This is a genomic window from Verrucosispora sp. TAA-831 (assembly GCF_050780145.1).
GTDB lineage: Bacteria > Actinomycetota > Actinomycetes > Mycobacteriales > Micromonosporaceae > Micromonospora.
On record NZ_CP192240.1, the window covers coordinates 3,646,411 to 3,672,742 of the forward strand.

Genomic DNA, 26,332 nt, shown 5'->3' on the forward strand with positions numbered 1-26,332 from the left:
CCATTGTCGGCCCGGATGGATCAGTGGGAAAGGCGATCATCATGCTGACTGTGATCACGGAACGTGATAGCTTCGCCGGGTGTACGACCCGGTGCAGTTGCGGAGCTTCCTGGCGGTGGCCCAGGCCCTGAGCTTCACCCGGGCCGCCGCCCGACTGGGCCTGCGCCAGTCCACGGTGAGTCAGCACGTCCGGCGATTGGAGGCCGAGACCGGCCGACCGCTGTTCGTCCGGGACACGCACAGCGTCGAACTCACCGTCGACGGCGAGGCGATGGTGACCTTCGCCCGGGACATCCTGGACGCGGGCGACCGGGCCCGACGACACTTCGCCACCGGGCCGGTACGCGGCCGACTGCGGCTCGGCGTCTCCGACGACCTCATCTCCACCCACCTGCCCCGGGTGCTGCGCGACTTCCGGCACCGGCATCCGCTGGTGCACCTGGAGCTGACCGTCGACCTGAGCGGCACCCTGCACCACCGGCTCGACGCGCAGCAACTGGACGTGGTCTTCGCCAAGCGCCTGGTCGGGCAGGACCGGGGTCGGCTGGTCTGGCGGGACCGGCTGATCTGGCTGGCCGCCCCCGGTCACCGGCTCGGTCCGGACGAGCCGGTGCCGCTGGTCGCGTACCCACCGCCCAGCATCTCCCGCGCGCAGGCCCTGGACGCGTTGGGCGCGGCCGGTCGTGCCTGGCAGCTCGCCTGCACCAGCACCAGCCTGGGCGGGCTGGTGGCGGCGACCCGCGCCGGTCTCGGGGTGATGGCGCACTCCGCCGAGTTGGTCCCGCCCGGTCTGGTGCCGGCCCCGACCGGACACCGGCTGCCGCCGCTGGGCGAGGTGGAGTTCGTCCTGCTGCACCGCGACGGCGCACCCGCCGACACGGTGGCCGCACTGGCCGAGGCGATCCTGACCGCGGGCGCCCGCACCGCATCCGCGTCCTGAGCGGCGCCGCAGCGACGCAGCCCGGTCGACCATGATCACGACGGGCGTCGCCGTACTAGGCTCGCGCCGTGGACGACACCTCGACGGCGTACCGCGAGGCGGTGCGACGGCTCACCACCACCGCGCCCGGCGCACGGTTCGCGGCGGCGCAGGCACTGGTCGCCCTCGGCGCGACCGACCCCGCACGGCGACAGCCGATCACCGACGCGATCTGCGCGTGGCTGCGGACCGCGCCCGCGCCGGACGGCCACGACGCCGAGGAACGTCGTACGGCGCTGCGCCTGCTCACCGATCGGCTGCGCGGCTCCGGCCCGGCCCCGAGGACCCCGCCCTGGGACGGGATCAGTGTGGACCTGTCCGGCGCGACGCTGCACGACGCGGACTTCCGGGCCTGTCGGCTGTGGGCGGCCCGGTTCGCCGACACCCGGTTCGCGGGGGTCACCGCCTTCGAGGGCGCCGCCGTCGACACCGACGTGTCCTTCGCACGGGCGGTCTTCGCCGACGACGCCACCTTCACCGGCCTGCGGGTCGGCGGCGACGCCGCCTTCGGCCGGACCCGGTTCCGGGCACGGACGGACTTCACCGGCGCCGTCTTCGCCGGCATGGCCTGGTTCGGCCGGGGCGCCGAGACCTGGTGGGAGGAGGACGAGGCGTGGGACACGGTGGACGAGATCACCCCGGCACCGTGGGACGAGCCCAACGAGGACGACCCGCACTGGCCGGTGGCGGTCCTGATCGAGGACTACCAGGACTGGGAGGAGGGCGGCGACGGCGCGCGGTTCGCCGGTGACGTCTCGTTCCGGGACGTACGCTTCGACGGCCCGGCCTGGTTCCACCACGCCCGGTTCGGGGCGCGGGCGTCCTTCGCCGGTGCCCGGTTCGCCGGGCGGGTCCACCTCGCCCATCCGGGTAGCGACCTGACCGGCGCCCACTGGGCCGGCGGGACCGACGACGGCGAGTCGGAGTGGCCGTTCGGCTGGGCGGTGGTCGCCACGGGCGGTCCCCTGACGCCGGACGCCTCGGTCACGCCCTACTCCCGGCAGTTGGCCGACGCCGACCCGGTGGTGCGTGCGGCCGGGCTGCGGATCCTGGCCCGGCTCGGGGACGACCGGCCCGAGCTGCGGCAGCCCATCGTGGCGGCGTTCTGCGCCTTCCTGCGGGTGCCGGTGCCGTTCCCGGTGGACGCCGAGGCCCGTACCGCCGGCCAGGACGCCCTGCTGCGGGAACGGCGGCTGGCGCAGCGGTTGCTCGCCGACCGGCTACGGCCCGGCCCGGGACAGTGGCGCGGGGTGCACCTGTGGCTCTGCGGCGCCACCCTGGTCGACCTCGACCTGCGCGGCGGAGAGGCGGAGTACGTCGACTTCACCGGGGCCCAGTTCCACGGCACCACCCGACTCGACGGCAGCCGGTTCGACCACGTCTCGTTCACCCTGGACGGGCCGTCGGGGCGGGCAGTCTTCCACGGTGACGTGGTGTTCGGCACCGCGCCGCCGGATCACGTGGTCCTGCACGGCGCGGTGGCCTGACACCGCATCCGGCGGGCCCGGCGGTGGTGGTGCCGCCGCCGAGCCCCGCCGGGTCACGGGTCAGCGGGCCGGGAAGCGCAGCACCCGGTCGTCGCCGTCTCGGACGTCGCCGCGCCCGTCGGTGTTGGACGTGGTGACCCAGAGCGCCCCGTCCGGGGCCACCTGCACGGTGCGCAGCCGCCCGTACCCGTCGAGCCGCGCGGACGGCTCACCGAGCCGGTCGCCGTCGAGCGGCACCACCCAGAGCCGCTCGCCGCGCAACGCCGCGACGTAGGCGTTACCGCCGGTGATCGCCATGCCGGACGGCGACGCCTCCCGGGTGGACCAGGTGACCAGCGGGTTGGTGTAGCGCCCGCCCGCGGTGTCGCCCTCGCCCTCGACCTCGGGCCAGCCGTAGTTACGCCCGGCCTCGATCAGGTTGACCTCGTCGACGTCGTTCTGCCCGAACTCGGTGGCGAAGAGTCGACCCTCCGGGTCCCAGGCCAGGCCCTGCACGTTGCGGTGCCCGAGGCTGTAGACCGGGGAACCGGCGGTCGGGTTGCCGGGTGCCGGTTCGCCGTCCGGCGTCAGCCGCAGGATCTTGCCGGCCGGGCTGGCCGGGTCCTGCGAGCTGCCGGTGTCCCCGGCGTCGCCGGTGCCGACGTACAGCATGCCGTCGGGTCCGAAGGCGATGCGTCCGCCGTTGTGGAAGCCGGCCTTGGGGATGCCGGAGAAGACCACCTCCGGCTGGCCGCCGTCGAGCCGGAACCGCACGATGCGGTTGTCGTCGGCGGCGGTGAAGTAGGCGTAGACCAGATCGTCGTCGGCGAAGTCCGGTGACACGGCGAGCCCGAGCAGTCCGCCCTCGCCACCGGCGGTCACGCCGGGCACCGTGGTGACCTCGTCGGGCGTGCCGCCACCCGGGGAGATCCGCAGGACCCGGCCGGTGTTGCGCTCGGCGACCAGCGCGTCGCCGCCGGGCAGGAACGCCAGGCCCCACGGCACGTCGATGCCCCGGGCCAGCTCCTCCCCCGCGTCGAGGTCGGGGGTCGCCGACGGGGAACTGCTCGCCGTACTGGTGGCCACCGGGCTCGGGCCGGTGGCGTCGGTGTCACCGTCGCCGCACGCGGCGGTCCCGGCCACCAGCAGTACGGCCAGGGCCGATCCGGCCCACACTCGGTATCGCATTCGTCTCCTTCAACGGTCTGCTGCGTCGTCCCGGTTCTGCGAGCAGCGAACCAGGCGGTGGCGAAAATTGAGGAAAAGACCCGGGCTGGTGCGGTCGACGACCGCTCGGGTCACGAGGCCAGGGTGGAGATGTCGATCACGAACCGGTAGCGGACGTCGGCGGCGAGCACCCGCGCCCAGGCGTCGTTGACCTGGGCGGCCTCGATCACCTCCACCTCGGGGGCGATCCCCCGCTCGGCGCAGAGGTCGAGCATCTCCTGGGTCTCGCGGATCCCGCCGATGGTGGACCCGGCCAGCGACCGCCGGTTGTCGAAGAGCGTGAACATGCGGACCGGCATCGGCTCCGGCGGCGCGCCGACGGTGACCAGCGTGCCGTCCAGGGCGAGCAGGTTGAGGTGGTCCTCCAGGTCGATCTGCGCGCTCACCGTGTTGACGATCAGGTCGAAGCCGTACCGCAGCCGGGTGAAGGTCTCCGGGTCGTTGGTGGCGTGGTAGTGCGCGGCACCGAGGCGGATTCCGTCGTCGCGCTTGTTCAGCGTCTGCGACAGCACCGTCACCTCCGCGCCCATCGCGGCGGCGAGCTGCACCGCCATGTGGCCGAGACCGCCGAGGCCGACCACCGCGACCCGGCGGCCGGGACCGGCCTTCCAGTGCCGCAGCGGCGAGTACGTGGTGATGCCGGCGCAGAGCAGCGGCGCGGCCTTCTCGAACGGGATCGACTCGGGGATCCGCAGCACGAAGTGCTCGTCCACCACGATGTGCGTCGAGTAGCCGCCCTGGGTGACCGAGCCGTCCCGGTCGGTGCCGTTGTAGGTGTCGGTGAACCCGCGCAGGCAGTACTGCTCCTGACCGGCCTGGCAGTTGGCGCACTCCCGGCACGAGTCGACCATGCAGCCGACCCCGACCCGGTCGCCCACGGCGTGCCGGGTCACCTCCGCACCGACCTCGGTGACGACGCCGACGATCTCGTGCCCGACGGTCAGCGGGTACGGCACGGTGCCCCAGTCGCCGCGCACGGTGTGGATGTCGGAGTGGCAGATTCCCGCCCAGGCGATCTGGATCAGCACGTCGCGCGGTCCCACCTCCCGCCGACGGATCTGACCCGGGGCGAGGGGCGCGGTCGCGGACGAGGCGGTGTAGGCGCTGACGAGGGTCACAGCTCTCCCAGGTAGGACGGGTCGACGCAGGCCGCGTACGGGGTGCGGCGAGGGCGGCATGATCGAGCCTAGCCGCGCCTGCGCACCGGGGCAGAGCACGACGACGCGCCGCGACAGCCCGCGACGAGGCGGGTACGCGGCGCGCGCACGGCAGCGCGGCGGTCAGCCGATTGCGCGCAGGCGCTCGGCCAGGACGTCGCGGAAGAAGTCGAGGAACCCGTCCGGGTCGGGGCCGGCGTTCTGCAGCACGATGTGGTCGAAGCCGGCGTCGACGTAGGTGCGGACCGCCTGGACGTACGTGTCCGGGTCGGGGCCGACGGCGAACTGCGCGCGGATGTCGTCCGGGGTGACGGTCCGCGCGGCGGCCTCGAAGTTGACCGGGTTCGGCAGTTCGCTCATCACCTTCCAGCCGGTCACCGCCCAGCGGCTGGTCTCCCAGGCGGCCCGCACCGCCTGCTCCTCGTCGGTGGCCCAGGCCATCGGGACCTCCGCGTAGCGCGGTCCCTGACCGCCCATCCGCTGGTAGGTCTGCACCAGGTCGGCGACCGGCTCGGTGGCGAACAGCCCGTCGCCCAGCTCGGCGGCGATGGCCACCGACGCGCCACCGCTGGCGGCGACCGCGATGACCGGTGGACGGTCCGGCAGGTCGAACACCCGCGCGTCCTCCAGGTGCAGGTGCTTGCCCTCGTACGAGTGGTAGCCGCCGGACCAGAGCAGCCGGATGATGTCCAGCGCCTCGCGCAGCCGCTCGTGCCGCCCGCGTGCGCTGGGGAAGCCCTGGCCGACGACGTGCTCGTTGAGGCGCTCACCGGCGCCGACGCCGAGGGTGAACCGGTTGTCGGAGATGATCGCGAGGGTGGCGGCGGCCTGCGCGATGATCGCCGGGTGGTAGCGCACCGTCGGGCAGGTCACTCCGGTGGCCAGACCGATCCGGTCGGTACGCGCGGCGACGGCGCCGAGCACCGTCCAGGTGAACGAGGAGTGGCCCTGGTCGTCCAGCCACGGGTGGAAGTGGTCGCTCATCTCCACGAAGTCGAACCCGACCTGCTCGGCGCGGACCGCCTGCCGGATGATCTCCGTCGGCCCGAACCCCTCGCTGGCCAGCTTGTATCCGATCCGCATCGACTCCCCCGCCCTGCGACCCGTGCTCCCTCGACCACTGTCGCACTGTCCGGCCGACCGGGCGGGGGTTTCGGGACACGCCCCGGATGCCGACGACCCACCCTCCGTCGGTGATCCCGGTAGGTGGGGAAACTCCGGATTCCTCCGCGCCAACCGGACCCTATGGTCGGTCGCACCGCCGCTGACCCGACCTGACCGGACCACGCCGCCGGTCGGCGGTCGGAACGGCGGGTCGTGTCCCCCGGCGGCGAGGAGTCCCTGGTGCGCAAGCTTGTCCCGGTCGTCCTCACGGTGGTACTGCTGCTGGCTGCCACGGCCTGCACCGGCAGGTCACCGTTCGACCCCTTCGGTGTGACGCACGAGGACCCGTACGGCGAGTCCGCACTGCGGTACGGGATGGCGCCGGTGCCGCACCCCGACCTGACGTACCAGCCGGACGTGGTGCTCGTCGGCGGCGGTGGCCGCGCGGTGCGCTCGGTGACCGCCGACGGCCTCACCTGGCGCATCGACGCCGCCGCGCCCCGCGCCGACGACCTCGCGCCCGGGAAGGTCATGTTCGTCACGGGGCGTGGCGTCGGCCGGGTGCTCGACCTGCGGCGCGAGGGTGGGGACCTGCTGGTCACGATCGGGCCGGTGACCGTCACCGACGTGATCCGCGACGGCACGCTGGCCCGACAGGACATCGCGATCGACGACCCGGTCGCCTACCGGGCCGGTGAGCCGATCTGGGCGCTCGACGAGGAGGAGGCCGACGCGGTGCTGGCCAGCCCGTCGGGTCGGGCCGGTCGCCACGGACCGCTGCGGCCCGCGCCGCTGCCGCCCCGGCCGGCACAGCCGGCACCGGTCCGGGGCGGCGGCGAGGTCACGACGGTGGTGGCGAACTTCTCCACCGGGGTCAGCCTGCACGGCGGGGCCGAGGTGAGCTTCCACTACGACCGCGACGGCACCAAGCTGTCCGGCAGGGCGGCGCTCACCTTCGACCAGCCCAGGGCGAGTTTCCACCTGGACATCAGGGGCGGCAGCGTGAGCCGGGCCGAGCTGTCGATCGCCGGTGGCTTCGGGGTCCGGTACACCTTCGAGGCGGGCATCCGGAACGGGCACAACCTCAAGGCGGTCCTGCCGATCCCGGTCGAGTTCGCCATCCCGATGGGCACCGTGATCGGCGTGCCGCTGGCGCTGACGATCAGCCAGACGGTCAAGGTCACCACGGCCTTCGGCGCGAAGGCGGGGACCGTCAAGGGCAACGGCGAGTTCTCCCTGGCCGGCTCGCTCGGCTACGGGTACGCGGGCGGCACGTTCGGCCCGCAGGTCAGCAAGAACTTCCATCGCAAGGAGAGCCTGATCAACTCGCTACGCGGGGTGCCGGTCGGCGTGATGGGGCTGCTCATCGAGCACCGGGTCCGGTTCGACCTGGGATTCAGCGCGTTCGTGCTCAAGGCCGGTCTCTTCTTCGAGGTGTCCACGGCCTACGGGACGACGATCGGGTCGGCGCTGGGCGCGCCGCTGGCGGTGTGCCGTGGGGTGGGTATCGGCGTCTGGGCCTCGTACGGCATCGGCTACACGATCCTGGCCCCGGTGGCGAAGGTGATCAACAAGTTCCTGCGGTTGCTGAACGTCACGCCGATCAACCCGTCCGGCCGGTTGGGGCCGCCGCCGTACCGCATCCACAGCGCCGAGGAGGTCATCCCGCCCGGCACCACGCTCTGCAGCACGCCGAAACCGTCCGGCGACTGAGTCTTCTGCGACACCTGTCGAGACGTCGGACACGATCACGGGCAACGGCTCCGGCAATTGCCGAGCCAATGTCCGACAATTGTCGAACCACCTACCGGGCACCCGTGCACGTGCGCGCGAAAATAGTCGGCCAAGGAACCGGGAGACGGCCACCCGAGCGTCTGTTGAGGAACTCTTGAGATTGCCCAGCGCCACGTGCAGGCCCCTTTCGACAATTGACCGAGACGCTGCCGAAAATACTGTCCAGACATTCGGCCGCAATCAGTGGCCGATTCCTCTTCGACGCATTGCTAGCGGCCCTGACCTGTGCTTAGGTGACGGACTAGATCCACCCGATCACTGTGGAGGACATTCATGCGCCCAGCCATGCCGGCATCACCGACACGTCGGGTCAAGCGTTCTGTGGCGGTTGCCGCCGCACTACTCATCGGCGCTCCCGGCGCCGTGGTGGCACTCACCGGACCGGCCGTCGCCCAACCCCTCGAATCGCACTGCGGAAACGAGACCGGCAACAAGTCGGTCCAGGGTTTCATCAGCCACGAGGAACTCCGCCGCAGCCTTCGACAGATCGAACACACCAGCAACGGCAAGGTCCGCGTCGACGTGGCCGGCCACTCGAACCACGGCCGGGAGATCTGGACCGCCCGGGTCGGCGAGGGTGACACGGTCGTGCTGATCCAGAGTCAGATCCACGGCAACGAGATGCACGGTACGGCCGCCGTGCTCGACGCCCTGCGGACGCTGGGCAACAACTCGAAGCGGTCCGCGGAGATCCGCAAGGCGGTCACCGTGGTGGCCATCCCCAAGCTCAACCCCGACGGCAGCGAACTGGACATCCGGCAGAACGCCCGCACCTGGGCCGACGTCGTCGCCGACTTCCCGCAGTTGACCGACGCCCGGACCGCCTGGAACTACAACACCCGGGTCGGCGGGTTCGACGTGAACCGCGACTTCAACCCCGACCTCGACTACGTGCCCCGGTCCGCCGACTTCCCGGGCAACAGCGCCTCGGTCGGCTGGTACATCACCCCGGAGGCCCAGACCGCCCGCGACGTCTACCGCTCGCTGGAGCGGGAGTTCGGCACCGTCGACGTCTTCGCCGACCTGCACAACCAGGCCGCCTGCTACACCGGTGTGGGGATGGACGACTACACCACGCTGTCCATCTCCGGGCGCTTCATCACGGACCCCGCGCAGCACGGCAACTGGCCGAAGTTCGACTACGACGCCTCCCGCCGGGTGAACGTCGCCGTCTACGACGCGCTCCAGTCCGGCAACTCCCCGCAGAGCAAGGTGACGCTCTACCCGCAGAACACGAACCTGCCCGGCACCGCGCTCGGTTCGTTCGCGCTGCGCGGCAGCGCCACCATCCTGTTCGAGACGCGTGGCCAGACCCAGTCCTGGGGCCAGAAGCAGCACGGCATGCTGACCAAGCAGGTCGAGGACGGACTCTTCGGCATCGTCGACTCGATCACCGACGGCACACTGGACGACATCGACCCCGCGCGGTACGACCTGATCCCCGCGCGGATGAACGTCCCGCGGAGCTGACCCTCGGACGACCACCGTCGCCCCGGCCCGGTGGGCCGGGGCGACGCCTCTTGAGACCGCACATCCCGCTTTCTGATCGGGACTGCGCACCGGTGAGACCCACACACTGTCGACCGCCGGCACCGGCCGGTGCGGTGCAGGCCCGTCGTGGGGAGTGGCGCGGTCATGGTGACGAGATGGGGCAACAGATGGCGGCGCGGCCCGGACAGCGGCGACGCGCTGCGTGCGGCGACGACTGCCGCACCGCCACCCACGGAGGCCGCCCGGCCGGGTCGGGCGGCCGGGCGTAATCCGTTCACCTGGCTGTTCCTGTGGTGCGCGGGGGTGGACCGCACCCTCGTCGAGACCCGGCTGGAGCGGTACCGCTACGTCGGCATCGGCGTGTTCATCGTGCTGATCGCGACCCTGTCGGCGGTCATGTTCGCCCTGTTCGGGTCCGTGATCCGGGGCGGGTTCACCGTCGCGCTGATCCCGTTCGCCGTCGGCTGGGGTGTGCTGATCTTCTGGGCCGATCGCTCGATCATGGCCGAGCCGAGCTACGGCGACCTCCGTCAGGTCGACGCCGGATCCGCCACGCGGCGCGCCGGCTGGTGGTCGCGGCGCGGTCGCCGACTACCGCAGTACGGCTTCCGGGTGGTCATCGCCGTCGGTGCCGCCTTCCTGGTCACCGAGGCCGTCCTGCTGCTGCTCTTCCAGTCCGAGATCCGCCGCGAGCTGGACCGCAGCCACACCGACCAGGTCCGGGTGGCGCAGCAGGTCGACTCCCGGGGCGAGACGACCCAGATCGCGGCGCTGCGGTCCGAGAAGCAGGCGAACGACGACCGGGTCACGGCGGCCGAACAGGCGGTCACCGAGGCGGCGGACGCCCTGGCCGGCGAGGCGGACGGGTCCAGCGGCAGTGGACGGCCCGGCTTCGGTCAGGTCGCCAAGCAGCGTGAGACGGAGCTGCGGCGACTGCGCAAGGTCGCCCGGCAGACCCGCGATGAGGTCGCCACCGCCAACGCCACCCTCGACGAGCGCATCGAGAAGCTGCGCAGCGACCGGCAGAGCAGGATCGACGCGAGCGTCGCGGCGATCACCGCCGACCGCGGGTGGATCACCCAGGAGCGGGCGCTGCACCGATTCCTCCAGGACAACCGCGACAACCTGCTGGTGGTGGCGATCCCCTGGGTCCTGCGGGTGACGCTGCTCGCCATCGACCTGCTGCCGGTCTCGCTCAAGCTGCTCGCCCCGCCGACCCTCTACGACCGCCGGGTCCGGGCCCAGGCCGAGCTGTCGGCGTATCGCACCACGCGGTGGTTGCAAGCCGGCCGTGACTCCGTCGACCAGGTCGCCGACCTCGACCAGGTACGCGCCAACACCCTCTACGACCTCGCCCGCGAGGAGGAGAACTACCGCAAGTCGACCCGTCTGGGTCACCTCAGGAACGGCGGCTGACCAGCCCCACCCGAAGCGGAGATGCCGATGTCGCACACCACACAGGACCGGATCGACGGGTACCGACGATGGGCCGAGCGGGTACGCGCCCAAACGCAGACCGCCACCGGGCCCGCCGAACTCCTCGAACTGCACAAGGACCTGATCGCCCGGACCTACGAGCTGGAGAACGCCTGCCTGGCCCCGGTGACCATCGGCGTGGTGGGTGAGTACAGCGCCGGCAAGTCCCTTCTGCTGGGCACTCTGCTCGGTCGTCCGGAGCTGCTCCCGGTGTCGACGGAGGCGACGACCGGCAACGTCACCGCCGTACGGCTCAGTGCCGGGCCACCGGGCTCACCGGTGGAGGTGACGTCCGCCTCGGTGAGCCTGCTGTCGGCGGCACAGGTGTCGGCCGGCGCGGCCTTCATCCTCAACAAGATCTGCAACACGGTCGCCGAGACCAACCTGCCCGTCGACGTGTCGACGCTGCGCCACTACCACCCGGTGCGGGACGGCTGGACGACCTTCGAGACGTGGTGCCGCCGGTACGTCTGGCCGGAGCATCCCGAGGGCACCCTTCCCGAGTCCAGCGTCCTGGCCATCCGGGACTCGGCGTGGGAGCTGCTGCGCATCCGTGACGCCCTGGACCGGGCCGGGGAACTGGTGCACCCGACGAACGCCGGGGCGTCACGTCCGCTGCACCTGGGCGCGTACGCCGAGGGACTGACCATCGGCGGCGCCCGCAGACCACCGTCGTCCTATCCGGTCCGTCCACCGGCGATCCCCCTCCCGGCGCACACCGAACTGACCGCGACGGTGCTTCGGGAGATCTTTCCCCTGCTGGGGCGGATCACGCTCCAGGTCTCGGTGCCGGCGGACCGGTGGCCGGTCGACCGGCTGGCCGGCGTCCAGGAGGTCGAGTTCCTCGACTTCCCCGGCCTCAACGCGCGCGGTGCCGCCCGCGACGACTTCCTCTCGGCCGCCCTGCTGCGCGACACCCACACCATCCTCATCACCGTACGGGCGGAACGGCCCGGCACCGAGGTCGCCACCAGGTTCCTGGCGCTGCTGGCCGGGCACGGTCGCAGCAAGGCCGAGCTGGCCGACTCGGTACTCGTGGTGGGCACCATGTTCGACCTGCTCACCCCACCGGCCGCGCCCACCGGGGCGGTCACCGTCGACCAACTCGCCCGGACCGACCCCGGCTTCCGCGACCTGGCCCGCACCGGGTACGAGCTGACCGGCCAGCGCCCGGACCGGATCGCCCTGGCCAGCCTCCTGCACGCGATCGACGTGCATCGCCTGCCGTACCGGCCGGACCGGGAGCTGGCCGGGGTGCTCGCCGCCCACCGTGCGGTCGTGCGGCAGCGGATGGCGGCCTGGCGCGGGATCGGGGACGCGCTCACCGCCGGGGACGCCACCGCGCCGCTGGCCCGGGCGGTCACCGCCGCCGCCGAGGACGGCGGCGTCGAGGCGCTGCGGGCGCTCGTCGCCCGACACGTGACGGAGCACGGCGTACGGCTCAAGCTCGACGCGCTGCGTCGGCACACCGCGACGATGCACCAACTCGTCACCACCCTCCAGTGGCACGACACCAGCGCCTCGCGGCAGGCCGGCGACGACGTGGTGAGCGACCTGTTCCGGCTGCGCGACGAACTGCTCGCCGCAGAACAGGTCCTCGTCGGTGGTGCGGCGAAGCTTCGCCCCGGCACCGCCGACCCGGCGTGGCGGCAGCATCTGGACGACTCCCTCGACCTGCTGCGGGTCTCCGTGGCCCGCACCGTGTTCGCCTGGCAGGGCTGGGACGAGACGCTCGACGCCACGCTGCACACCGGACGGGTGGTGGTACCCACCTCCGCCGCCGGCGAGCACGTCGTCGACGAGGACGACGACGAGGAGGACCGGCGTACCCACACCCCGCAGACCGGGGGCGGCGGTGCCGAACTGCTGACGAACACCGCCCAGTTGCGGCTCCGCTTCGCCGGACTCGTCGGCGACGCCACCCGGGAGGCGGGTCGGCAGTTCAACCGGCTCACCGCACTCTGGGTCGACGAGACGACCAAAGCCCTGACCTCGGTGTGGAACGGTCCCGGCGACCCGTTCGACGAACCGGCCCGGGCGGCGGCGCTCGCCGCGCTGGACCCGGACGGCGGGGCCAACCGGCGCACCTGGCTGCGCAGCTACACCCAACTGCAATGGGTGGTCAAACGGATCCGTCGGCGGTCCGACGCGCTGGCGCAACCGGCGCCACTCGACGGCCCGGACGTACCCGACCTGTTCCCGCTGCTGCCCGCCCAGCAACTGCCGTGGGCGACCGCACCCGGGCAGGCCGCGGTGACCAGCCAGGACGAGGGGCAGGAACAGCACGTCGTCCGGCTGCTGCGGATGCGTCAGGAGGTCGCCGACGGTGTGCTGCGCGTCGCCCAGCAACGCCTGTTCGACGCGCTGGTGGACCTGGCGGACCGGGTCCGGCGGGAGGTCACCGAGGTCCACCAGGAGATCCCGAAGGCGGTGTCGATCGAGCGGCTCGTCGCCGACGAGTCCGCCGCCTGGCTCGGCGGGAACACGCAGCCGGGCGGCACCACGACCGGCTCGGTGTGGCAACGACTGCTCCGGGACTGGCCGACCGATCTGGATCCCAGCGAGGAGGGGAACAAGTGACCGTCGAGATGCTCTTCGAGCCCGCAGCGGGCAGCCGTACCGCCGTGGTGGCACCCGACCGGTTCCGGCTGTACCTGCACCACGGGCGCTATCACCTGCCCCGGGTGGCGATCCGCGCCGTCGGCGGGCCGGTGGAGGTGTGGGACGTGTTCCTCGCCGACGCCGCACCGGCCACCGGGGCGCTCGGCCGCTATCTGGCCCGCAACTACCCGACGACGTCGTGGCGGGCCGTCACCGTGGGTGAGCCCCAGGAGGTGTCCGCCGCGGTTCCGGTCTTCGAGTACCTGAACCTGCCCGGTGCGGCCGGTCGGCTGGAGTCCGTCCGGCTCACCTGGCGGGTGACCTTCGGCGGCGAAGCGGTCACCACCCGGGACTTTCCCCTGCTGCTGGAGTTCGCGGCACCCGACGCCGAGCCGGAGACGGACACGCTCTCCGGTGGCGAGGGGCTGGGCAGCGGGGTGGCCGAGCAGCCGCTGCGGCAGCCGGTGACCGGGCACCAGGTGGCCAAGATGTTCGCCATCGACTTCGGCACCTCCAGCTCCACCATCACCATGGTGAACGACCACAAGATCCAGGGCAGCGACCTCGACCCCGCACAGGACGAGGTGCTCCGCACCGCGCTGGCCGAACTGCTCCAGTCCGCCGGGCCGGACGACGGCGCGGCCCGGCGCGCCTGGCTCGACCTGCGCGACAAGTGCCTGCGGCTGGTGCGGGAACGGACCGCCGGCCTGCCGGGCGCCCAGGACCACCCGTCCACCGACATCGACGAACTGGTCCGGCTGCTCGACGACGCCAGGGAGGGTGTCAGCGAGTTCCGGGCCCGGGTACGGGACCTGGTGCTGATCGCACTGCGGCCGGGCGCCACCAGCGATCCCCTGCTGAGCACGTGGCTCGCGGGCCGCCTGCACCGGATCCTCGACGACGCCCTCTACACCCCGGCGCTGACCACCTCGAAGCTGATGAAGGTCCAGTTCGACCAGGTCGACAACCCGGACACCGTCTCCAGCACCGTGCACGTCATCGGCGCCGATCCCGCGCCGGCCCGGGTCAGCCTGGTGCGGCCCACCGAGGACGAGAAGGGGTACGTCCGGTCGCTGCCGGGTCTCAAACGGTCGTTGGGCCGGAGCCGGCCGTTGGCGCCGGACCTGGCGGGACTGAACTGGAATCCCGCTCCCAGGAAGCCGGCCAGCAGCGACTTCCTGGTGCTGCACGCCTACAACTGGCTCATCGACAGCGCGTTGCGCTTCGCGGCGCGCGGCGGGACGGGGCAGCCGCAGGGGGTGGGCCACGTCGTCGTCACCTATCCGACGACCATGCCGCCGGCCCGCCGGGAACGACTGCGCAGCCTGTTCCAGGACGACCTGCTGGTGCCGCTGCCGACCTTCACCTACGACGAGGGGGTCGCGGCCGGCATGTACTTCCTCATGCGGGAACTGCGCGGCAGTCTGCCGGAGGGGATGGAACGGTTCCGCAGTCGCAGCCGCCCGGTCGACGTGGCCGGACAGCGGGTCTGGCGGCGGAACCTGCTCGTGATCGACATCGGGGGCGGGACCACCGACATCGCCCTGCTCGCCCTCGACCTGGAGGACCGGACCCCGGCCGCCGCGAACGACCCGAGGGCGGGCTGCTCCTACCTGATCACCCCACGGGTACTCGGCTCCACCGGACATCCGCAGCTCGGCGGTGATCTGCTCACCCTGCGGGTCTTCTACTGGATCAAGGCCAGGTTGACCGACGCGCTGGTGGCGAACCTGCCGGAGGAGGAACGTCGGCGGATGCAGGACACGTACCAGTGGCCCGGGATCAGCCGGGCGATCGACGGCAGCTACCAACCGCTGGCTCCGATGGTGCTGGCGAACCAGACGCTCGACCCGGCACCGTCGTCGGTCCGCCAGGCGTTGAGTGACCTGCTTCCGACCGACGCCGAGTCGGGCATCTCGACGTACGCCTTCAATCTGTTGTGGACGGAGGCGGAGACCGTCAAGATCGAGCTGGGTCGGCTGACCGGGCCGGGATCCGTGACCGTGCTCGACACCCAGCTCGACCAGGTCCTCGCCGAGGTCCGCCGGAGCAACGTGCCGCTGGTCGACAGCGGTGTGCGGGCGCCGTCGCTGGAACTGTCCAGCGAGGACTTCGTCCGCCTGGTCCGGCCGGTCGTGGTCAAGGCGGCCGACCTGGCGGCGGACATCGTCAACGTACGCCTGCGCGGCGCGGACGCGGAACCGCTCGACCAGGTCTTCTTCTCCGGGCGGAGCGCCCAGATGCCGGTGGTACGCCAACTCGTCGGCGAGACGCTCGCCCGACGGCTCGCCCAGCACGGCTCCACCGGGGCCTGGGACCCGTCGGCGATGGCGGTGGAGACCACGAACGCCAAGCAGGCCGCCTCGCTCGGGGCCTGCTGGGCCGAGGAGCAACAGAACCTGCGCGGCACCGCCGAGGACGGCGCCGGGATCGTCGCCCAGCTCAACCGGGGCGGCAGCGCCGTCATGATCGACGTGAACAACATGTTCCTCTCCCTGCCGTGCCACTTCTTCCTGCGCGAACCCGACGGCGGCAGCGGGCTGCTGCTGCTGGAGGCGGGCGCCCCCTGCCGGTACAGCGACCGCAACGGCAACCTGGCCGCGCGCAGCCGCTGGTATCCGGTTCCGCGCAACCTGCGGGTGCACCGCGACCTCGGTGCCCGCGAGTCCATCGAGTGGGGCGAGTTCCAGTTCCACCTGGCGACCCACGCGTTGCGCCAGACCGGTCTGACGCTGCCCGGCGAGCCCCCCGCCGACCTGTACTTCCAACTACAGATCGACCAGGATCTCACCCCGACGGTCTTCCTGTGCGTGGGCGGGACCCCCGACCACCTGCTGCACGAGCCGGGGGTGAACATCCTGCCCCGCCTGCGGGCCCCGGTCACCGGCCCGGACGGGACCATCGACCGGCTGCCGGTCGCGGTCCACGTCGGGGCCGCCTCGGCCCGCCACACCGGCCATCGGTCGGACGGCGCGACCCTGGTCTTCCCCGCCGCCACCGACCACCCGGCGTGGCCGCACCGGATGCACACCCTGCATCCGGACGAGCCCCCGGTGCCCGGGATGGTCAGCGAACAGCCGCTGCCGACACCCGTGGACGTCGGCGACGGGCGGCGGCTGTGGCAGTTCGAGGGGGTCGACGCGGCGGGCGACACCGTCGTCCTGGCACATCTCGAACCACCTGACGGACCGTACGACCGCGCGGTGCCCTACTTCGCCTCCCTGGACCGACGCGGTTGGCTGCGGGTGCACCGCGGCTATCCGCGTTACCTGACCACGACCCGGTTGACCGACATGCTCGGCCACCCCGGGGCCGTCTTCCACACCGCGATGAGCGAGGGAGAACCGATGTGGAACGACAGCTGGGACCCGTTCACCGGGAAGCACTGATGGAGCAGACGGACGGTGCGCCGCTCGAGGTGACGCTCGACGCCCTCGCCCGGCGCGGCGGGCCCCGTGCCGACCAGGCCCGGCAGGCCCTCGACGAGCTGGGCCGGGCGCTGGCTGCCGCCGCCCACTGGCCGCCGCCCGGTGACCACGCCGACCGGGAGACGGCTCGGCTGATCGGCGACGTGCTGCGCCGACTGTGGGCCGTCGCCGACCCGGTGCCGACCGCCGCTGAGCCCACCATCGGTGCACCGCGCACCGGGGACACCGCGCCGCCCGTCACGGCATCGCGGAGCGCGGCGGCGTCCACCTCCGGCTTCGTGGCGCCCGGCGGTCCGGCGCGGGGGCGGCCGGTACTCGCAGACGAGGTGGCCGCGCTCGTGGCGCAGTTCCTCGCCGACGGCGAGGTGGCCGCCTGGCGGGACGCCGCACCCCCGTTCGACCCGGCCCACTCTTGGGAGTGGATGTGGTTGACCTGCCTCGGGTTTCCCGAGCGGCAGGCCACCCGGTGGCGCGGCCGACTCGCCGGGCTGGGTGAGGGTGTCGCCGGGCCGCCGGGCGCGCTCGTACCGGCCCTGCCCGGTGTGGGCAGCGCCGGGCTCGACCTGGCCTGTGCGGAACCGGACGCCGAGGTCTCGGCGGCGCTGCACGGACGCGAGGACGACCTGGCGCGGCTGGTGACCGACGTGCTCAGCCTGGCGGGCAGTCGCGCGTCGCTGGACCACAGTCTGCAACCGGACGGAGCGGGCAAGCATCGGCTGGACGAGGAGGGCCAACAACGGCACTACCGGGAGCACCTGTTGCGCCGACTGCGGGAGTACGCAGACGAGCGCGACCAGGGCGGTCGGCTGCGCCGCCTGGTGGTGGTCGACGAGGCGGTGCGCTCCCTGTTCCCGCGCCCGTTGCCCGCACCGGGCAGTTGGTGGCGGCAGTTCGCCGAGCGGTCCGACGTGTTGCTGCGGGACCGCTTCGCCGACCACGACGCCGAGATCACCGTGCCCGCCGGCCCCTATCCGCCCTGCTGGCCGGGGAACGGCAAGAAGTCGACCAGTCCGAATCTGGACATCAAGGTGGCGAGCGATCCGACCAAACGGCGTCATCACGTGGAATGGGTGCTCCGGGTCGCCTACCGAGTCGGCGACCGCACACTGGACGGTCGAGTGATCTACACAGAGTGAACGGGTTTCCGGCGTACCGTGAAAGATGATGCCGGGTGGCCGCCCGAGGGCGCTAGCTTCCTCGCATCCGCTTCGCCGGCCCACCCGGGAGCTCCCGTGATCCCCGAACAGCGAACCGCCCCCAGCAGCCCGTGGCCCGCCGGCAGCTTCCTCGCCGGGCTGCCCGAAAACGACCGCGCGGTGATGTTGGCGGCCGGCAGTCCCCGGTCGTGGCGGCCCCGCGACCTGATCATCCGTGAGGGCGACACCGGCACCGCGGTCATCCTGCTGCTGCGCGGACACGTCCGGGTACTCGGCCACAAGGCGGACGGCAACCCCACCCTGCTCGCCGTCCGAGTCCCCGGTGACCTCATCGGTGAGCTGGCCGTCCTCGACGGCGGCCCGCGCTCCGCGTCGGTCGTGGCGGCGTCGGCCGCCTCGGGACGGGTCACTCCCGCCGCGGACTTCCGCCGGCTGCTCGACGACCATCCCGGCCTCGCCGGGGCGGTACGCCGGGTCGTCACCGCCAAGCTGCGGATGGCCAACCGCCACCGGGTGGACGTCGGTGGCGACCCGGTGCGGGTCCGTATCGCCCGGCTGCTCGTGCACATGGGGGAGGTCTACGGCCGTCCGGTCAGCGACGGCATCCTCGTCGACGTGCCGTTGAGCCACTCCGACCTGGCCGAGCTGGTGGCCGCGGCCGAGCCGAGCGTGCAGCGGGCGCTCGCCGGACTCAAGCGCGACGGCGCGGTGACGCTCGGCTACCGACGGGTGGTGATCACGGACGCGGGACGGCTGCGGACCGTGGCAGCAGCCGTCGCGCCCTAACCGGTGAGGGTCACCAGGGTCATCGCCACCAACGCCGCCAGCACCATCAGCGCCATCCAGTTCAGTGCCCGGACCACGTGCTGGTTCTTCACCATCGCGATCTCCGCCAGCCGCCGGGCCGACTCCCATGCCTCGGCACGCAACCGGCCGGAGGCCGCCCCGGAGGCGGGCGCCTCCGGTCCACCGAGGGCCCCGGCGGCGACCGCCGGGAACGCGAACCGGTTTTCCGGCGCCGGCGGCGTCAGTCGTGGCCGAAGTCCCTGCATGAGGTGGTATCCGGAGACCAGGAAACCGACCACCACGGCCGCCAGCAACGGTACGGCCGCCAGCCCGGCCGCCGCGCCGGAGGCCACCAGCACGGCCGCCTCCTTCAGGTGGGTGGACATCACCACGGCTATGCCGGAGTGCACCACGAGCAACATGCTGACCTTGCTGTCCGCCTGTTGGGTGGCGACCTGGAACGAGGCGTTGATGGTGCCGGCGACGGCGATCTCCTCGGCGGGGGTCAGGGGCGGGTCGGGCGGCGGCGATGGCAGGCCGGTCATGCCGACAGCACACCACCGATCGGCCGGTCGATCGACCTCAGGTGATGGCATCGACACCGAAAGTCACCACCGTCGCGCCGGTCAGGGGTGCGACTGGTCGTCGTCGTGGTGCAGGTCGTCGTGGTGGTGGTGCAGGTCGTCGTCGTGGTGGTGGTGCGGGTCGTGGCGCGGCTCGTCGACGTCGTCGTGGTGGCTCGGCGGATGGTGCTCCCAGCGGTCAGGGTCGTCGTGGTCACGGTGGTGGGTGTCCCGGCCGCCGGGCGACGTCGCACGACCGGCGGCTACCACGGCCGCCCGATGACGGCGGGCGAACTCGGCGGCGACGGTGGCGAGCCCGGAGACGGTGAGCACCGTGGCGACCCCGTCCCAACGGACCTCCGCACCGTACGGATCGGGTGCCGGCCCGGCCGGCGGAAGGCAGATCCAGGCGACCACCGGTTCCCCGCGCAGGGTCACCTCGACGCGGGAGAAGTGCTCCCGGGACAGGCCGGGATAGTTCTGGCTGACCAGGTCCGCATAGAGGGGATGCGGCACGATGACCGCGACGTCGCTGTCCGGCCGGGCGTCGGCCAGCTTCCGCTTCAGCACCGGGACGCCCACCAGGTCGTTGACGAGGATCGAGGCCGGGCCGGCGTAGCCGTTGGGACTGCGGGCGGTGGCACCCTCCACGATCGCCATCCTGGCCCGGACCGGTCCGAACCCGCCCGGATCACGGTTGTTCTCGTACAGCCCGTGCCGGAAGCCCCGGATCAGCGCCGGCACCACGCGGGCCTCGTCGAGCCCCGGCGGGAACACCAGCATCAAGCCGTCGCCGCTCTCCTGCGGCTCGACCTGGCGGATCCGCGCGTAGCGGCAGGCGCACTGCACGATGCGCAGCAGCCGCACCTGGGCGTCGTAGTGGGTCGCCGCGGTACGTCGGCTGTACCCCTCGATGTCGACCGCCATCAGCAGCCTGCGGACGAACCTCCCCTGCGGGACCATGTCTCCGTCTCCTCTCGGGCACCGGGGCGGGACCCACCACTCCCGCCGGACCGGCGGCGCGGTCATTGTCGGACCGCCCGAGCACCTCAGATGCCGTCGTATGACCGGAACAGGGGTCGCCGTCGGACATAGCCTCGACGCGACCGGCATCGTGACCCGGAAGGCCAGGGCCATGTCCTCCACTGTCGTGCCCCCGCATCCGCCACCGGGCTCCGTGCTGACGGAGCTGGCACGCTGCGCCGCCCTCGCCCGGACCGGCGGACCGGCGCTCGACCCGTTGGCCGACCTGCTGCGGCAGGCCGGTGACCGGCTGTCCCAGCCGATGCGGGTCGCCGTCGTCGGCCAGATCAAGCGTGGCAAGTCGACGCTGGTCAACGCGCTGCTCGGCACACCGGTGGCGGCCACCGGCCAACTGGAGTTGACCTTCACCGTCAACGAGCTGCGATACGCCCCGGTACCCACCGTCCGGGTCCACTACCGGGGCGACCCGACGCCGACCGAACTGCCACCGGAGCGGCTGCGCGAACTGACCGTCCGCGATCCCGGGCACCTGGCGCACCTGCGGCGCATCCGCAAGGTGGAGTTCGGGCTGCCCCACGACCTGCTGTGCCGGTTCCGGCTGGTCGACACACCCGGGCTGGGCAGCGTGCACGGCGTCGACTCGGCGAACACCAGCGAGTTCCTCGGGCTCGCGCCGACCGACGGCGGCGTCGCGGTGGGCTCCACACTCGACGTCCTGCACCGCACCGCGCGGGACGTGCACCAGGACAGCGCCGCCGAACTGGACCGCGCCGACGCCGTGCTCTATCTGTTCAGCCGCGCCCTGCACGAGACCGACAAGGCGACGCTGGAGGAGTTCCTCGGCGACGTCGGCGGCACGATCACACCGCTGAGGGCCTTCGGCGTGCTGACCCGCTGCGACCAGTTCTGGCCACCGACGGCGGACCTGCCAGGCCGCCCGGACCCGATGACGTTCGACCCGATGGTCGCGGCGCGCGCCCTGGCCGACGAGCATCTTCGTCGGCCCCGGATGCGGCGGATGTTCTACACCATCCTGCCCGTCTCGGGGCTGCTCGGCATCGGCGGACAGACCCTGACCGACGAGCACCTGGACTGGTTGGCCGACCTCGCCACCGCCGACCCGCGACGGCTCGTCCGCCACGCCGCCGACGTCGGCCGCTTCGCCCACGCGCCGAACCTCAGCGGCATCACCCTGCCGGTCGCCGAACGCCGGGCGCTGACCGAACAGCTCGGCGCCTGGGGCGTCACCCGCGCCTGCGGGTACGTCCGGGACGGTCTCACCCCTGCCGAGCTTCGGGACCGGCTGCGTGCCGACAGCGGGGTCAGCGCCCTGGAGGACCTGATCGCGAGCCACTTCGGCAACCGGTCCACGCTGCTCAAACTCGACCACGGGCTGCGCGACGCCGACCGGGAGGTGGCGCGTGTCCGGCTGGCCGCACAGCGGGGCGGGCCGCCCGTGCCCACGCCGGTGGGCGAGGTCGCCGCCGCGGTCGAGCGACTACGCGCCCGGATGCCCGCCTTCGCCGAACTGCGGACGCTGTCGGCCTTCTACAACGGCGAGGTGACGCTCACCGCGCAGGAATCGGCCGAACTGCTGCGCGTCACCGGGGAACACGGCACCAGTTGCGCCGCCCGGCTGGGCCTGCCCGAGGAGAGCGCACCGCGGCTCATCCTCGACCGGGCCCGGGAACGGGTCCGCGCCTGGGCGGCCCGGGAGCAGGATCCGACCCTGGACCGGCCCACCGCGCGGGCGGTGGCCACCATGCGGCGGTGCCACGAACACATCGCCCACCGGGCACGCCAGGCGCTGCGCCTGCTGTCCGGCGTCGACGACCTTGGATCACCCGCTCCGGCCGGAGACGGCACGGCGCCGCACGACCAGCAGGTGATCGTCCACCGCCCGGCCCTTCAGAGAGGTGACCAGTGAACGCGCTCGATCGACTCCGGCAGGACACGCTCTCCCTCCTCGACCACGTCCAGGTCGCTCTCGCCGACGACCTGCCGCAATCCGCCGTCCGGACGCTGACCGCCGAACGCGAGCGGGTGGCGGCCGGCCGTTACCACGTGGTCGTCTGCGGCGAGTTCCGGCAGGGCAAGTCGAGCCTGCTGAACGCGCTGGTGGAACGGATCGGACTCTTCCCGGTCGACCTGGACGTCACCACCGCGACCGTCACCGCGCTGCACTGGGCCGAAACGGAACAGGCGGTGGTGCACTTCGCGGAGGACCCGGACGAACCGTCCGCCGTACCCGCCCCGCTGTCGGTCCGGCCGGACGAGATCGGCGGGTTCGTGACCGAGCAGGCGAACCCGGACAACACCCGCCGGGTGAGCCTGGTGGAGATCGGGCTGCCGCTGGAGCGGCTGCGCTCCGGCCTGGTGCTCGTCGACACCCCCGGGATCGGCAGCCTCAACCCGGCGCACACGGCCGCGACCCGGGCCTTCCTGCCCCAGGCCGACGCGTTGATCTTCGTCTCGTCGGCGGTCGAGCCCCTCGGTACGCCCGAACTGGAGTTCCTCACCCACGCCCTGGCCCGGTGCCCGACCGTGCTGGTCGCGATCACCTGCATCGACAAGGTCGTCGACCCGCAGCCCGTGGTGGCGGCGGCGCGCAGCCGCATCGCCGCGGTGGCCGGCAGACCCGAGGACGAGCTGCGGGTGGTCGCCGTCTCCGCCTTACGCAAGACCACCGCGCTGGCCGACGAGGACCCCGAGTTGCTCGCCGAGTCCGGGTTCCCCGCCCTCGATCGCGAGCTGTGGGGGGCCCTCGCGTCCACCTGCGGAGCCCGGCAGGTCGTCCGGGCTGCGGACGCCGTGACCACCCTTCTCGACGACGCCATCGCGCCGCTGGCGACCGAGCTGACCGCGCTCGTCGACGACAACCTCGACGAACTGGGCACGCAGATCGAGACGGCCCGGGCCGAGGCCGACAAGCTCCGGGCCGAGACCCAGGGGTGGCGACGCAGCCTGCGCGGGGACATGGAGTTGGCCGCCCGCGGCGTACGCGACCAGCTCGGCGTGGACTTCGACCAGATCGCCGAACAGTTCCGGCGCAGCCTCGGCACCGACGAGGCCGTCTCCGACCCGAACGCCCTGGCCCGCCGGGTCTCGACCCGGATCGTCGACGCGGGTCAACGTGCCCAACGGGAGCTCCGGCTGGCCGCCGAGCACCTGGCGGACCGGTACGCCCAACGCCTCTCCGTCGTCGTCGACCTCCCGCAGGGCGCCGATCTCGTCGCCGAGGCGGGGGTGCACGACGTGCATCCGGCGCGCAGCAACAAGCCCACCCGCTTCGCCACGTTCCGCACGGGGTGGAGCGGCAGCATGGCGTACGGCGGGGCGGGCGCCGCCATCGGCGCGGTGGCGGGCAGCGTCATCCCGATCGTGGGCGCGTTGCTCGGCGGCATCGTCGGTGGCATGGTCGGTCAGATCACCGGCTGGTTCGCCGGACGGCAGGAGGCCCAGCTCCAGGCCGAACGTCGCCGTCGGCACGAGCAGGAGGCGGCGCTGCGCGACCGCGTCATCCCGATGATCGAATCCTCCCGTCGACGGGCCGAGCGGCAGTTCACCTACCAGGTCAACGACTACGTCGACGCGCTTGCCCAGGCGTTGGAGGACCACGTGGCCGCGCAGAGCGAGTCGTACGCGGCCACCGAACGGCGGTTGACTGCCGCCCGGGCCCGGGACGAGCGTGAGCGGGCGGAGCGGATCGCGGAGTTGAACGCCCGGGTGGGCGTCTTCGCCGGCCTTCAGGAACAGTTCGACCGGCTCCGGGACCGGGCCCACGACCTGGCCCGGCCGACCGACGAGGCACACCGGCGACCGTGATGACCACCGGCCTCGTCTACGGCGTCGACGTCGGCATGTCCACCTCGACGCTGGTGATCGGCCGCCCCGGCAAGGAGCCGGTCCTGGCCCGCGACCCGGCCGTACGGGCGGGGGTGCCCACCGTGCCGTCGACGGTGTGCCTGCTGCCCGACGGCACCCTCGCGGTGGGTGGCGCGGCCGAGAACGCCGGGCGGCTCCGGCCCCAGCACTACCGCTCCCGCTTCAAACGCGACTTCGCCGACCCGATCCCGTTGGCACTCGGTGAGGACCGCGAGCTCACCGCGCACGAGTTGACCGCCGAGGTGCTGCGCTTCCTGCGCGAACAGGCCGTCGAGACGGTGGCGGGCGCACCGGAGCGGGTCGTCGTCACGGTGCCGGCGAGCTGGGAGGAGCACAACCGGCAGCTCATGCGCGCCGCCACCGGCCTCGCCGGCTTCGACCCGGCGACGGTCCGGCTGGAGCCGGACGCGGTGGCCGCGACCGCGTACGCCTTCGCCGACACGACGTTGCCGGCGCAGGTCACCGCGCTCGTCTACGACCTGGGCGGCGGCACCTTCGACTGCGCGGTGGCGCAGACCGGTCCGGACGGCGCCTTCGAGGTGCTGGGCAGACCGGGCGGCATTCCCGACCTGGGCGGAACCGACTTCGACCGCCTGCTGCTGGCCCACCTCCGCCAGCGGTTCCCGGACCGCATCGCGCACCTGTTCGCCGACACCACCGACCTCGACCTCCTGCCCCGACGGCTGGCGTTGCGCGACACCTGCGAGCAGATCAAGATCCGGCTCTCCGCGGTCACCGCCCATCCGGCGTACCTCACCGAGCTGGATCCGCCGACGACGGTCACGCTCACCCGTGACGAACTGGACGAGTTGGTCCGGCCGGCCCTGCTGGAGACCATCGCCGAGTGCGAGCGGCTTCTCGACGACCTGGGCCTGCGCTGGTCCGACATCGACCGGATCATCCCGGTGGGCGGGCCGAGCCGGATGCCCTCGGTCGGGCGGACCCTGTCCGGGCACACCGGACGGCCGGTGCTGCGTACCGCCGAACCGGAGCTGGCCGTCGCGTACGGTGCGGCGCTCCTGGCCGTGCGGCCCACGCCCGACACCCGACGGGTCTCCGGCGCCGCCTCCGCCGCCCGGCCCGGCCACGGCCGGTCCACGGCGCCCACCGCCACGCCGACGACCGCCACGCCCGACGGCGGGCCCACACCCGACGTCGACAGGGCGTCGTCCGGCGTCGCCCAGCACGGCCGGACCGACCCCCGGACGATCACGGTGGGACGTCGGGTCTGTGCGGTGGCGGTCGACGGCGCGGGTCTGACCCTGACGACCGGCTCGCCCGGCGAGGTCCAGCTCTGGGACCTACGCCACGAACGGCTGCGCTGGCGCCGTCGCCTCGAACCCGGCGACGACGCGGCCGGCGGCGTCTGCTGCACTCCCGACGGCACCCGGGTCGCGGCGGCGGGGCGGGACTGCACCGCCCGCGTCTGGGACGCCGCCACCGGCGACCATCTGCTGCGGGTACGCCACGACGACCGGGTCAACGCGGTCACCTTCAGCCCCGACGGCGCGCTGATCGCCACCGCCAGCCACGACCAGACCGCCGTGCTCTGGGACAGCCGATCGGGACGCCGGCTGGCCACGTTCGCCGGCACTCACCTGCTGCACGGAGTCGCCCTCCATCCCGACGGCACGCTGCTGGCGACGGCCGGTGGACGCCGGGAGGCCGAGGTGTGGGACGTCGCCGAGCGCAGACGGCTCCGGTCGCTACCGCACGACGACTGGGTCAACGCGGTGGCCTTCAGCCACGACGGCGCGCTGATCGCCACCGCCAGCTACGACGGTACCGCCGTGGTCTGGGACGTCCGGTCCGGTGACCCCGTCACCACCGTCCGGCACGACGGTGGGGTCCTGGCGGTGGCGTTCGGTGCGCGGGGTCGCCTGCTCGGCACCGCCGGGGACGACCGCACCGGGCGCGTGTGGACGGTGCCGGAGGGCCGGGAGGTGGGCCGGGTCCACCACGCCGGGGCGGTGCACGGCGTCGCCTTCGGCGGCCCGACGACCCTGGTCACGGGTGGGCACGACCAGGTCGTCCGGATCACCACCTGGCCCGGGACCGCACGGGAGACCCGCTAGCGTCGGGCTCGCGGCGGAACGGATGCGCGCGCGGATGTCGCCGACGGGTCGACGCGATGCCGACCGACCCGACGGTCGCATGGATCGCCGTCGACGGGTTGACCCGACTGTAAGACATCTTTACAGTCCTGTTTCGACGCGTGTCGGCAGCTACCCCAC

At 72.7% G+C, this 26,332-nt stretch carries 17 protein-coding genes; 12 read left to right on the top strand and 5 right to left on the bottom strand.

Annotated elements, in window-relative coordinates; translation table 11 throughout:
• The first annotated feature begins 79 nt into the window (after positions 1 to 79).
• Positions 80 to 940 carry a LysR family transcriptional regulator gene (locus tag ACQVFL_RS16485; protein ID WP_396698425.1) on the top strand — a complete coding sequence of 287 codons (861 nt, stop codon included), beginning with the start codon at positions 80 to 82 and terminating at the stop codon, positions 938 to 940.
• 68 nt (positions 941 to 1,008) lie between these two features.
• On the top strand, positions 1,009 to 2,466 hold the full coding sequence (locus ACQVFL_RS16490) for a pentapeptide repeat-containing protein (protein ID WP_431726899.1): 1,458 nt from the start codon (positions 1,009 to 1,011) through the stop codon (positions 2,464 to 2,466).
• 60 nt (positions 2,467 to 2,526) lie between these two features.
• Here ACQVFL_RS16490 and ACQVFL_RS16495 read toward each other — a convergent pair whose 3' ends face one another.
• The 3 genes from ACQVFL_RS16495 to ACQVFL_RS16505 form a co-directional block, all read right to left on the bottom strand.
• Entirely contained in the window at positions 2,527 to 3,633 is a 1,107-nt protein-coding gene (locus ACQVFL_RS16495; RefSeq protein ID WP_431726900.1) for a PQQ-dependent sugar dehydrogenase, read from the bottom strand.
• A gap of 110 nt (positions 3,634 to 3,743) precedes the next feature.
• Entirely contained in the window at positions 3,744 to 4,790 is a 1,047-nt protein-coding gene (locus ACQVFL_RS16500) for an NAD(P)-dependent alcohol dehydrogenase (protein ID WP_431726901.1), read from the bottom strand.
• A gap of 162 nt (positions 4,791 to 4,952) precedes the next feature.
• Positions 4,953 to 5,912, bottom strand: a complete 960-nt coding sequence (locus ACQVFL_RS16505) for a TIGR03557 family F420-dependent LLM class oxidoreductase (protein WP_431726902.1) — start codon at positions 5,910 to 5,912, stop codon at positions 4,953 to 4,955.
• 261 nt (positions 5,913 to 6,173) lie between these two features.
• Here ACQVFL_RS16505 and ACQVFL_RS16510 point away from each other — a divergent pair, with 261 nt between their 5' ends.
• From ACQVFL_RS16510 to ACQVFL_RS16540, 7 genes are all read left to right on the top strand, one after another.
• Complete coding sequence (locus tag ACQVFL_RS16510; RefSeq protein ID WP_431726903.1) at positions 6,174 to 7,646, top strand: hypothetical protein; 1,473 nt, start codon at positions 6,174 to 6,176, stop codon at positions 7,644 to 7,646.
• 402 nt (positions 7,647 to 8,048) lie between these two features.
• Positions 8,049 to 9,197, top strand: a complete 1,149-nt coding sequence (locus ACQVFL_RS16515; protein ID WP_396698413.1) for a M14 family zinc carboxypeptidase — start codon at positions 8,049 to 8,051, stop codon at positions 9,195 to 9,197.
• Between the two features lie 165 nt (positions 9,198 to 9,362).
• Positions 9,363 to 10,634: a DUF4407 domain-containing protein gene (locus ACQVFL_RS16520; RefSeq protein WP_396696923.1), complete on the top strand. Its 1,272-nt coding sequence runs from the start codon at positions 9,363 to 9,365 to the stop codon at positions 10,632 to 10,634.
• Positions 10,635 to 10,661: 27 nt separating this feature from the next.
• Positions 10,662 to 13,274, top strand: coding sequence for a hypothetical protein (locus ACQVFL_RS16525; protein ID WP_431726904.1), 2,613 nt, complete (start codon positions 10,662 to 10,664; stop codon positions 13,272 to 13,274).
• Positions 13,271 to 16,684 (top strand): hypothetical protein, encoded by a 3,414-nt coding sequence (locus ACQVFL_RS16530; protein ID WP_431726905.1) that lies wholly within the window; start codon positions 13,271 to 13,273, stop codon positions 16,682 to 16,684. The genes ACQVFL_RS16525 and ACQVFL_RS16530 overlap by 4 nt, the downstream gene beginning before the upstream one ends.
• A complete protein-coding gene (locus tag ACQVFL_RS16535) occupies positions 16,684 to 17,859 on the top strand; it encodes a hypothetical protein (RefSeq protein ID WP_431726906.1) in 1,176 nt (391 codons plus the stop codon). The genes ACQVFL_RS16530 and ACQVFL_RS16535 overlap by 1 nt, the downstream gene beginning before the upstream one ends.
• A gap of 96 nt (positions 17,860 to 17,955) precedes the next feature.
• Complete coding sequence (locus ACQVFL_RS16540) at positions 17,956 to 18,666, top strand: Crp/Fnr family transcriptional regulator (RefSeq protein WP_431726907.1); 711 nt, start codon at positions 17,956 to 17,958, stop codon at positions 18,664 to 18,666.
• Here ACQVFL_RS16540 and ACQVFL_RS16545 read toward each other — a convergent pair.
• Both ACQVFL_RS16545 and ACQVFL_RS16550 read right to left on the bottom strand, forming a co-directional pair.
• Positions 18,663 to 19,211, bottom strand: a complete 549-nt coding sequence (locus tag ACQVFL_RS16545) for a hypothetical protein (protein WP_431726908.1) — start codon at positions 19,209 to 19,211, stop codon at positions 18,663 to 18,665. The two genes, ACQVFL_RS16540 and ACQVFL_RS16545, sit on opposite strands and share 4 nt — an antisense overlap.
• 81 nt (positions 19,212 to 19,292) lie before the next feature.
• Positions 19,293 to 20,192 carry a hypothetical protein gene (locus ACQVFL_RS16550; RefSeq protein WP_431726909.1) on the bottom strand — a complete coding sequence of 300 codons (900 nt, stop codon included), beginning with the start codon at positions 20,190 to 20,192 and terminating at the stop codon, positions 19,293 to 19,295.
• Between the two features lie 172 nt (positions 20,193 to 20,364).
• On the opposite strand from ACQVFL_RS16550, the gene ACQVFL_RS16555 reads away from it, so the two are divergent.
• From ACQVFL_RS16555 to ACQVFL_RS16565, 3 genes are read left to right on the top strand one after another with little or no spacing between them, the layout of a single operon-like run.
• On the top strand, positions 20,365 to 22,140 hold the full coding sequence (locus ACQVFL_RS16555; RefSeq protein WP_431726910.1) for a dynamin family protein: 1,776 nt from the start codon (positions 20,365 to 20,367) through the stop codon (positions 22,138 to 22,140).
• The gene (locus ACQVFL_RS16560) at positions 22,137 to 24,038 is read left to right on the top strand and encodes a dynamin family protein (RefSeq protein ID WP_431726911.1); all 1,902 of its coding nucleotides are present in this window, start codon (positions 22,137 to 22,139) and stop codon (positions 24,036 to 24,038) included. The genes ACQVFL_RS16555 and ACQVFL_RS16560 overlap by 4 nt, the downstream gene beginning before the upstream one ends.
• Complete coding sequence (locus ACQVFL_RS16565; RefSeq protein WP_431726912.1) at positions 24,038 to 26,173, top strand: Hsp70 family protein; 2,136 nt, start codon at positions 24,038 to 24,040, stop codon at positions 26,171 to 26,173. Before ACQVFL_RS16560 ends, ACQVFL_RS16565 begins: the two co-directional genes overlap by 1 nt.
• Positions 26,174 to 26,332 lie beyond the last annotated feature (159 nt).

Coding starts and splice junctions, on each gene's coding strand:
- ACQVFL_RS16495 (WP_431726900.1), bottom strand. CDS start 3,633: ATGCGATACCGAGTGTGGGCCGGATCGGCCCTGGCCGTACTGCTGGTG.
- ACQVFL_RS16505 (WP_431726902.1), bottom strand. CDS start 5,912: ATGCGGATCGGATACAAGCTGGCCAGCGAGGGGTTCGGGCCGACGGAG.
- ACQVFL_RS16520 (WP_396696923.1), top strand. CDS start 9,363: ATGGTGACGAGATGGGGCAACAGATGGCGGCGCGGCCCGGACAGCGGC.
- ACQVFL_RS16525 (WP_431726904.1), top strand. CDS start 10,662: ATGTCGCACACCACACAGGACCGGATCGACGGGTACCGACGATGGGCC.
- ACQVFL_RS16535 (WP_431726906.1), top strand. CDS start 16,684: ATGGAGCAGACGGACGGTGCGCCGCTCGAGGTGACGCTCGACGCCCTC.
- ACQVFL_RS16545 (WP_431726908.1), bottom strand. CDS start 19,211: ATGACCGGCCTGCCATCGCCGCCGCCCGACCCGCCCCTGACCCCCGCC.
- ACQVFL_RS16550 (WP_431726909.1), bottom strand. CDS start 20,192: ATGGTCCCGCAGGGGAGGTTCGTCCGCAGGCTGCTGATGGCGGTCGAC.
- ACQVFL_RS16555 (WP_431726910.1), top strand. CDS start 20,365: ATGTCCTCCACTGTCGTGCCCCCGCATCCGCCACCGGGCTCCGTGCTG.
- ACQVFL_RS16565 (WP_431726912.1), top strand. CDS start 24,038: ATGACCACCGGCCTCGTCTACGGCGTCGACGTCGGCATGTCCACCTCG.